Origin of the sequence: Bradyrhizobium sp. (assembly GCF_036735945.1) — a bacterium.
In the GTDB taxonomy this organism is placed as follows: Bacteria; Pseudomonadota; Alphaproteobacteria; order Rhizobiales; family Xanthobacteraceae; genus Bradyrhizobium.
Genome location: NZ_DAINNI010000233.1, coordinates 1 through 3,479, shown reverse-complemented (window position 1 = coordinate 3,479; position 3,479 = coordinate 1). Strand labels below are relative to the sequence as shown.

The following is a 3,479-nucleotide window of genomic DNA, read 5'->3' as shown; positions in this document are numbered from 1 at the left end:
CCGCCAACCAGGGCCAGGTCTACGAGAGCTTCAACATGGCGGAGCTGTGGAAGCTCCCTGTCGTCTACGTCATCGAGAACAACCGCTACGCCATGGGCACGTCGGTCAGCCGCGCCTCCGCGCAGGCGGATTTCTCCAAGCGCGGGGCGTCCTTCAACATTCCGGGCAAGCAGGTCGACGGCATGGACGTGCGCGCGGTGAAGGCCGCCGCCGATGAGGCGGTCGCCTGGTGCCGCGCCGGCAACGGCCCCTTCATCCTGGAAATGCAGACCTACCGCTACCGCGGCCACTCGATGTCGGATCCGGCGAAGTACCGCACCCGCGAGGAGGTCGAGAAGGTCCGCCACGACTCCGATCCGATCGAGCAGGTGCGCAATCGCCTGCTGGCCGCCAAGGTCAGCGAGGACGAGTTGAAGAAGATCGACGCCGAGGTCCGCGAGATCGTCAACGCCTCGGCCGATTTCGCCCAGCACGATCCCGAACCCGATCCGTCCGAACTCTGGACCGACGTCTACCGCTAAGCGCGCGCCGGAGCATGATCCCGAAAAGTGGAGACCGGTTTTCGGACAAGATCATGCTCAAACAAAAGACTTAAGTTCTGGAGCCCCCATGCCCATTCAAGTTCTGATGCCTGCGCTGTCGCCCACGATGGAGAAGGGCAATCTCGCCAAGTGGCTGAAAAAGGAAGGCGAGACGATCAAGTCCGGCGACGTCATCGCCGAGATCGAGACCGACAAGGCGACGATGGAGGTCGAGGCGACCGACGAGGGTACGCTCGGCAAGATTTTGATTCCGGAAGGCACCGCCGACGTCGCCGTCAATACGCCGATCGCGATGATCCTCTCCGACGGCGAGAACGCCGCCGATCTGGCGAAGGCGCCGGCGCCCGCCGCCAGGGCCGCGGAGTCAGCGCCGCCGGCCGAGGCCAAAACGGACGCGCCGCAACCCAAGGCCTCGCATCATCCGACCGCGCCCGTTTCCGTCAGCGAGCCGGAGCCCGATGTCCCTGCAGGCACCGAGTTCATCACCCAGACCATCCGCGAAGCGCTGCGTGACGCCATGGCCGAAGAGATGCGCCGCGACGGCGACGTCTTCATCATGGGCGAAGAGGTCGCCGAATATCAGGGCGCCTACAAGGTGACGCAGGGCCTGCTGCAGGAATTCGGCGCGCGGCGCGTGATCGACACGCCGATCACCGAGCACGGCTTTGCCGGCGTCGGCGTCGGCGCGGCGATGGCCGGGCTGAAGCCGATCGTCGAGTTCATGACCTTCAACTTCGCGATGCAGGCGATCGACCAGATCATCAATTCGGCGGCGAAGACGCTGTACATGTCCGGCGGCCAGATGGGCTGCTCGATCGTGTTCCGCGGCCCGAACGGCGCCGCCGCCCGCGTCGCCGCCCAGCACAGCCAGGATTATTCGGCCTGGTACTCGCAAGTCCCCGGCCTGAAGGTGGTCGCGCCGTTTTCGGCCGCCGACTACAAGGGCCTGCTCAAGGCCGCGATCCGCGATCCCAACCCGGTCATCTTCCTCGAGAACGAGGTGCTCTACGGCCATACCGGCGAGGTGCCGAAGCTCGACGACTATGTCGTGCCGATCGGCAAGGCGCGCGTGGTGCGAAAGGGCAAGGACGTCACCATCGTCGCCTGGTCGATGGGCATGAGCTATGCGCTGAAGGCCGCTGATGAGCTTGCCAAGGAAGGCATCGAGGCCGAGGTGATCGACCTGCGCACGCTGCGCCCGATGGATACCGAAACCGTCATCGCCTCCGTGCAGAAGACCGGCCGCGCCGTGACGGTCGAGGAGGGCTGGCAGCAGTCCGGCGTCGGCGCCGAAGTCGCCGCCCGTATCATGGAGAACGCCTTCGACTATCTCGACGCGCCGGTGGCGCGGGTCTCCGGCAAGGACGTGCCGATGCCCTATGCGGCCAATCTCGAGAAGCTCGCATTGCCGTCGGTGGCCGACGTGGTCGCCGCGGCCAAGGCCGTTTCATACCGGTAGGTTGGCACAGATGGCCGGTCCCAACGAACAGCCGCTGCCGCCCGACGTGATCGGCCGCGAGGACGCCACTGAAGTCCTGCGTGCCTTCGTCGTTGACGGCGGCCTCTCGATCGCGTTCCAGCGTGCCTTCGAGGAGCCCGACATGTGGGGCCTGCTGCTGGTCGACATCGCCCGCCACGCCGCGCGCGCCTATTCGCGCGAGAGCGAGTACACCGAGGACGAGGCGCTTTCGCGCATCGTCGATATGTTCGAAGCCGAAATCAACCGGCCGACTGACATGGGCACCACCACGCCGCGGTCACAACAAGGTCACTGACGATGCCGATCAACATTCTGATGCCCGCGCTGTCGCCGACGATGGAAAAGGGCAACCTTGCCAAGTGGCTCAAGAAGGAGGGCGACAAGGTCAAGTCCGGCGACGTCATCGCGGAGATCGAGACCGACAAGGCGACGATGGAAGTCGAGGCGGTGGACGAGGGCACCCTTGCCAGGATCCTGGTGCCCGAAGGCACCCAGGACGTCCCGGTCAATGACGTGATCGCGGTGCTCGCCGGCGACGGCGAGGACGTGAAGGCGGCGAGCGCCGGAGCGGGGGCTGCGCCTGCGCCGAAGCCTGCCGAGACTGCCAAGGAGGCACCGAAGCCTGCTGCCGCCGCTCCCGCGCCCGTGGCTGCACCCGCCGCGCCGGCACCTCAGGCCGCGCCAGCCGCCAAGGGCAACGGCCGCGCCCGCATCTTCTCGTCACCTCTGGCGCGCCGTCTCGCCAAGGACGCCGGCATCGAGCTAGCGCGTATCACCGGCTCCGGTCCGCATGGACGCGTCATTGCGCGCGACGTCGAGGACGCAAAATCCGGCAAGGGCCTGAAGGCTCCGGCCGCTGCGCCGGGTGCCGCGCCAAGCATCGCGCCGGCGATGAGCGACCAGCAGATTCTCGCGCTGTTCGAGCCCGGCTCCTACGATATCGTGCCGCACGACGGCATGCGCCGCACCATCGCGCAGCGCCTGACCGCGGCGACGCAGAGCATTCCGACCTTCTACCTGACCATCGACTGCGACATCGGCCGGCTGCTCGACGCGCGCGAGCAGATCAATGCGGCCGCTCCGAAGGACAAGGAGAAGAAGCCGCTCTACAAGCTGTCGGTCAACGACTTCGTGATCAAGGCGCTCGCCGTCGCGCTGCAGCAGGTTCCCGACTGCAATGTGAGCTGGACCGAGGCCGGCATGGTCAAGCACAAGCATTCCGACGTCGGCGTCGCCGTGGCGATGCCCGGCGGCCTGATCACGCCGATCATCCGCAATGCCGAAAGCAAGTCGCTGTCGACCATTTCCAACGAGATGAAGGATCTCGCCGCCCGCGCGCGGACACGAAAACTCAAGCCGCAGGAATATCAGGGCGGCACCTCGTCGGTTTCCAACCTCGGCATGTTCGGCATCAGCCACTTCACCGCCGTCATCAACCCGCCGCAGTCGACCATCCT

4 protein-coding genes are annotated in these 3,479 nt (G+C 66.2%); all 4 read left to right on the top strand.

Going from position 1 to position 3,479, the window contains the following annotated elements:
* The coding region (locus V7E26_RS29685; RefSeq protein WP_324422945.1) for a thiamine pyrophosphate-dependent enzyme at positions 1 to 521 on the top strand (521 nt) is incomplete at its 5' end.
* 88 nt (positions 522 to 609) lie between these two features.
* Positions 610 to 2,001: a pyruvate dehydrogenase complex E1 component subunit beta gene (locus V7E26_RS29680; protein WP_324422944.1), complete on the top strand. Its 1,392-nt coding sequence runs from the start codon at positions 610 to 612 to the stop codon at positions 1,999 to 2,001.
* 10 nt (positions 2,002 to 2,011) lie between these two features.
* Positions 2,012 to 2,317: a DUF5076 domain-containing protein gene (locus V7E26_RS29675; protein WP_324422943.1), complete on the top strand. Its 306-nt coding sequence runs from the start codon at positions 2,012 to 2,014 to the stop codon at positions 2,315 to 2,317.
* A 2-nt stretch (positions 2,318 to 2,319) separates the two neighbouring features.
* Positions 2,320 to 3,479: pyruvate dehydrogenase complex dihydrolipoamide acetyltransferase (locus V7E26_RS29670; RefSeq protein WP_324422942.1), on the top strand; the 1,160-nt coding region annotated here is incomplete at its 3' end.